This is a genomic window from Coprococcus intestinihominis (assembly GCF_040096555.1).
Lineage (GTDB): Bacteria > Bacillota > Clostridia > Lachnospirales > Lachnospiraceae > Coprococcus_A > Coprococcus_A intestinihominis.
On the sequence record NZ_JBBMEK010000204.1, the window covers coordinates 1 to 6,097 of the forward strand.

General features: G+C 38.4%; 2 protein-coding genes and 1 pseudogene. All 3 read right to left on the reverse strand.

What is annotated here, in order from left to right:
- Window positions 1–417 (reverse strand): annotated as a pseudogene (locus WMO25_RS13505) (heme ABC transporter substrate-binding protein IsdE); the annotation flags it as partial.
- Window positions 407–1,411 (reverse strand): heme-binding Shp domain-containing protein, encoded by a 1,005-nt coding sequence (locus WMO25_RS13510; RefSeq protein WP_055155856.1) that lies wholly within the window; start codon window positions 1,409–1,411, stop codon window positions 407–409. The gene WMO25_RS13510 and the pseudogene WMO25_RS13505, both read right to left, overlap by 11 nt.
- Window positions 1,412–1,491: 80 nt before the next feature.
- A complete protein-coding gene (locus WMO25_RS13515) occupies window positions 1,492–6,084 on the reverse strand; it encodes an NEAT domain-containing protein (RefSeq protein ID WP_349085742.1) in 4,593 nt (1,530 codons plus the stop codon).
- Window positions 6,085–6,097 lie beyond the last annotated feature (13 nt).

Sequence of the window (6,097 nt, forward strand, 5' to 3'; positions counted from 1 at the left end):
TACATCTTTGTATCTGTCTGGAATTGTGGATACGGTACTACTGCAAACACCTACCAGATCCAGTTCCAGCTTATCGCAAATATCTGCGGTTGCCGGAGAAGTCGCTATGATTCTTGGGCTTTTTTTCATTGCCTGTACTTTTTTCTTGGCTGCTTCTACGGCTGCCTTTTCTTCCGGATCGTCAATCTCTAAGAGAGACTTGGCATCTTCATCGGAAGAATCCTTGTCCGATTTGCTGTCAGAAGTCTTTTTATCTGCCGTCTTACTGCTGGCTGTCTCATCTGTACTGCTCTCTGTCTGCGTAGCAGAATCACTGCTTTTCTTTCCCTGACTCTGGTCTACACAACCTGCCAGAGAAAAAATCATGGTCATTGCAAGGAGAACGGCCAATGCTTTTTTCAAACGCCTATTCATCATCGTCCTCTGCACCTCCCCAACGTTTCCAGTTCTTACGGAAGAAATAAATCACTCCGGATACTGCTCCAAGCAGAATCAGACCTGTTACTACAACTGCCAATGCAATCTGGAAAATCCGGTTGCCGGAAGAAGTATTTCCGCTATCGGAATCGCTGTCACTTGTTCCATCTTTCGCAGTAGAAAGACTTAATCCTTCTGAAGAATTTACTGGATTTTCTGTATCCAGTGAAGAAGAATCACTACTCGGTTTTGCTGCTTCCTTGATACTGCTTTCCAGTTTCTTTGATGAGCTGGAAGAACTGCTTTTATCAGATGAGCCGGAACTCTGAAGAGAAGAATTACCAGAACCCAAACTGCTGTTTCCACTTGAAGTAGAACCTGAATTATCTACTGAACCAGAACCACCGGACTCTGCCGCTGTTCCATTCGAGCTTTCTGTTACCATAGTTGCGTTCATATCGGTATTGTTACCCTCGCTGTAGTCACTCGGATACAGATAGAAAATAACATTTCTTCCCATCGGCTCTACATACATCTCGCCTCTGACAATACAATTTTCACTTGGCACACGCATACACACATCGGCTGTTGTACCGTTGCTGTCTGAACCATTTCCTGTAATACCGATTTCTGATGGTGTAGACCAGCCGGAATCTCCTACATTCTGTACCTGAAAACTATGTCCACTGGTGTAGTCCATCAGACTCATGCGGATTGTCAGATAATAAGCTCCATCGTCTGATACTTCCAAGATACCATTGCTGTATACACAACCTTCTACCATGCCCTGTCCTGTTGCATAAGAACTCTCTCCACCGGAATCTTCGATTACTCCAGTAACCGGGTGTGCGTAACATCTGTTAATTGTACAGCTATACACTGTCCCGCTTGCGGCATAAGCCTTAACAGCAGGAAAGCCTGCCATTAAAGTAATGGCAAGCACACAAGTCATAATGGCAGACAATATTTTATTTTTTTTCGCTGCTAATTTCATTCCTTATCTCCTGTTAAATGAGTTTGGCAGACTCCCAGTCCCGAAGGAATGGGAGGGTTCGTCTGCCAAATCACTACTTATTATTTTACGTTTGCTCTTTTATTTTTGTTGTACTCCATGATTCCTGCCAGTAAAGCGACTCCTCCGAGAAGAAGGATAGCTGCCCACAGGGTATTGTTCTGTACAACATCATTAGTCTTAACATTGGATGCTGATTTCAGGCTGGAACCTGATCCAAGGCTTGATGTTCCACTCTTTAATGATGAACCACTTCCAAGGCTTGATGTTCCACTCTTCAATGACGAACCACTTCCAAGTGAGGAAGAACCAAGTTTGCTGCTTCCAAGAGAATTGCTTCCAAGGGTATTATTTCCAAGTGAGCCGTTTCCAAGAGAAGAGCTGTTGTTGTTTCCGTTGGAATTATTATTGTTGTTGTTTCCGTTGGAATTATTATTGTTGTTATTTCCATTGTTGTCATTCTTATCAAAATCTGGATCATCAGCTGTTGTTGCTTTTAATGAGCTCCAATCCAGTTTCAGGAATACTGGCTGTGTACCTGTACCAGAGCTGATAGCGTCCATAATCGGTACGAATACCTGTAACGGAACATATCCATCCTTCAGAGCTTCCGGGATCAATTCGAATGTTACTTCATCTGGATAGTTTGTTCCGTACTGGTCAGAAACCAGTGAGCCATCGCTGTTCTTCTGATAGCTGTCAACTGTAGCATCCGCAAGTGTTCCCTGCGGATTACCATACTTATCAAGTGTGTAACCTGTTGTGAAGTATTTGAGCTGGCTTAAATATCCAAGTTTCTGGCTAATAGTGAGTCCATTGAAATTCAATGTAATATAATATTTTCCGTTTTTAACGGTTAATTTTATTGTATGATTGATAGCTGCATCTGACATAGATGCTGTAGTCTTATCAATTTTCACCATATTTCCGGTAATGGAATATACACCATCCGTAAGATTTTTTATATCTAATCCACTGCTATTTCCATTATTGTTATTACCGTTATTGTTATTTCCTCCGTTATTATTGCCACCGTTATTATTATTTCCATTATTGTTGGAATCCGATGGTTTTGCTTCCAGATTCATAATAGCAGAAACAAGTTCATTGGACTGTGCAACCACTTCATCCTGTGTTGCCTTTTTATTGTCATATACTTCTTCAGCAGCTTTTATTACTTTTTTCAATGCTGAAATAGATTCTTTAGTATAAAGATCTTCTCTTCCTGCTAAATTTGACGCCGTTACTAACAAATCATGTAATCCGCTCTTATCTACTTCTATTTCAGAAACTTCTGACATGTGATTCATCAGGTATTCTAATACTCGAACCTGTGAATCCACATCATCCTGTGAAGCATTTGCATCATCATAAACACCTTTTGCTGTGTCGTATGCAGATTTTAACGCTTCAATTGATGCTGCTGTATACTTTGATGTCTCCTGCAAATATTCTTTTGCATTTTTCAAGGCTTTTTTCAGATCAGTTTTATCTGCACCTACTGTTTCTAACGATTCGATTGCCTTGTTAATTGCATCAATGCACTTATTTACCTGTGTCTGAGATGCATTTTCATCATCAAATACTTTTTGTGCTTCATCTCTAGCCTGCTGTAATAATGCCTTTGATGCATCTGAATATGTAATGTCTGAATTATTCAGATAACTGTCAGCGGCCTTTATCGCTTTCTTTAATTCTGATTTGTCTGTTTTTACCTCATCTTTTGTCAGTGCATCAATAGCTGCCTGTAATGCTTTTACTGAATTATCTACAGAATCTTGTCCGGCATTCATACTATTATAAACATCTGTTGCTGCAAGGATCATTTTCTGCAAAGCTGCAAAACTTTCGTCAGATGCCTCGCCCTGTTCCAGTTTTGATGCCTCATCAATCAGTTTTTTCAGTTTAGACTTATCTGTTTCAACACCTGAAATCTGCTTTCTACTATCCCAGTCTAATTGAATCTTTGCATACTGACGACCACTTCCTGTATTAAGTGCTTCCATAACAGGGACATAAACCTGTACCCACACTTCGCTATCACCGAGTGAATCCAATGTCAGGTTCATAATATGCGGATATAATTTTCCTTTTACATTACTATCTGTTCCTGTCTTTGGATCATTATAGGAATCGTAAGTATCTTCATAGTAAGACTCTACAGTTGCTGGAACTGGTGTTTCACCATCTGGCATATCATATCCAGTTTTTCCACCTTCCCAACCAGGGAAATAATTTAATTCCGCTAAGTAACCTTCAAATCCACTTGTTGTTAATGGCGCATACTCCATACGCAATACTGCTGTCGTTTTTCCAGTCTCTTTATCTGTTGAAACAACTACCTGCATTGGTTTTAATAATGCAGCATTTCCCATAGACGGCTGGTCTGCTGATGCGTGCCACATTTTTCCATCAATTGTGTAAACACCATCGTAAACAACATTTTCTTTCTCTTTTTCCAACATAGCATCTGCGGCTGCCTGAAGAGCAAGAATCTGTTTATCAACATCATTTTGTGATGCATTCGGATTATTTACAACTGCCTGTGCTGCATCAATTGCTGCGTTAAATGCATCAACACTGCTTTGCATATATGCACTTGTATCCAATGCTTTTGCATTAGAAATCATTTTAATCAGTTCACTCTTATCTACCGATCCCTGAAGATTTGCAATTGCTGTTTCCAGTGTTTTTGTCATTGCATCAACCTTATCCTGTGTCGCATCTGGATTTTCTTTTAATGCTTTTGCTTCAGCTATTACTGTTTGTAATGCATCCCAGCCCGGATAATTTGCATCATTCGTAATTCCTGTTGCTTTTTCATACATTTCATCAAACGCTGTCCAATCTGATGCTCTTTTCACCAGACCTTTAATAGCAGCATTCAATTCTAACGTCATTTTATCAATTTCTGTTACTGAGGCACTCTCATTTTTAACCAATTCCTGTGCCTGATTCAGCAATTCTTTCATTGTATTGTAAGACGTTGCTGTATATTCTTCTTCATTTTTACTTTCAGCTTTTTCAATTGCTTTATTCAGTTTATCCAAACTTGCAACTTTAGCTAAATTATTAATTGCTACATTGATTGCATCAACCTGCTCATCTACTTCACTCTGAATAGAAACCGGATTTTTAAATACTTCTGTTCCATTTGAAACTGCTGTCTGTAATGCAGATACAGCTTTTGAATCATAATTTTCCGGATTTTCTGCAGCGTCTTTTAATTTTTCCTGAGCAGTATTAATAATTTCTTTTAAGGAATCTTTATTCACTTCCTGCTTAGACATATCTACAAATGTTAATAATCCCTGTGCAGTTTTACCATCTGCCGTCTGATATCTAATAGATACAGAATTTGCCATCTCATTTAAGCTGAACTCAATTCCAGCAACTTCTTCTTTGTCATTCTTAATCAGTTTAGCCTCTTTATATTCCTGAGATGTAAGATCATAATATTCAAACTGCTGAATATCTTTTGACTTCAGATATATGTCTGATTTTTTACCATCTTCCCCTACAAGGAATCTTGTATCAGTAATATATTCCGTATCATCAATTTTTCCAGTCGCAGTATAGACACCCTCTGTAAGCTCTGGTGCTTTTTCCTTTTCAAGGCTATCTATGGCTGTTCTTAAACTTATATAAGCATTTGTCAGTTCCTCTTCAGAGGAAGAATCATTTTTATAAATTTTTTCAGCTTCATCGTATGCCTTTGTCATGTTTGCCCATGAATCTGCTGTATACTCTGCCTGAATAGCTGTTTTTTCAATTGATAACAGTTCTTTTAATCCGTTCTTAATCGGGACATTTGGTACATCATCCGATGTTTTTTTCGCATTAGCCCAATCTAATGTGAGCCATGCGTCCTGTTCAAAGTTTCCACCACCAATAGCGTCCATAATCGGTACTTTAAATCTTGCCGGCCACTGAGCCTTATCACTCACCAATTGAACATATCCCGTCTTAGGATAGTAGTTAAGTGTTCCCTCATTAAAAGAATCCGTCAAATAGCTTCCATCTTCATTCTTATAATAAGATGTGAATACAACTGGAATCAACGAACCTGTTGGCTGATTACCCTTCATTTCCATGTCTGCACCATAAATCCACATCTTTGTCATATAAGAAGTAAGTGACATGTTTTCTACAGATGTATAATCCATATATAATGTTTTTACATCATCATTCACTACCAATTCTGCCGTTCCACCGAGGCACCTGTTTGCCATAGATAACTGCCCCTCTTTTGTCAAATGGTAAACCGATACAGGAATTTTATATGTACCATTTTCTAATTTGTCAGCATCCTGTGTAGTTTTTGTTTCATAAAGAGCATAATGACCTAATTTATTGGTTGATATTACAAAATAATTTCCATCATCTGTTTTTTCAACTGATCCACTTACATTTGGATTTGTTCCCAGATTGTCAATAAACGTTGCTAACTGAACTTTATCTGCATTCCAATCATCTGGAATTTTAAATTTCAAAGTAACCTTTTTACTTGTATCGATCAGTTTGCTGCCATTTTTATATTGAATTTTATATGTTGCCATATAATAATTTTTGTATAATCCATCAATATTAGCCATCAAACAATCATACGGATCTTCTTTGTTGTCTGGATCATCTACAATTTCTTCACTAATCAACGATGCATCTGGA

Coding starts and splice junctions, on each gene's coding strand:
- WMO25_RS13510 (WP_055155856.1), bottom strand. CDS start 1,411: ATGAAATTAGCAGCGAAAAAAAATAAAATATTGTCTGCCATTATGACT.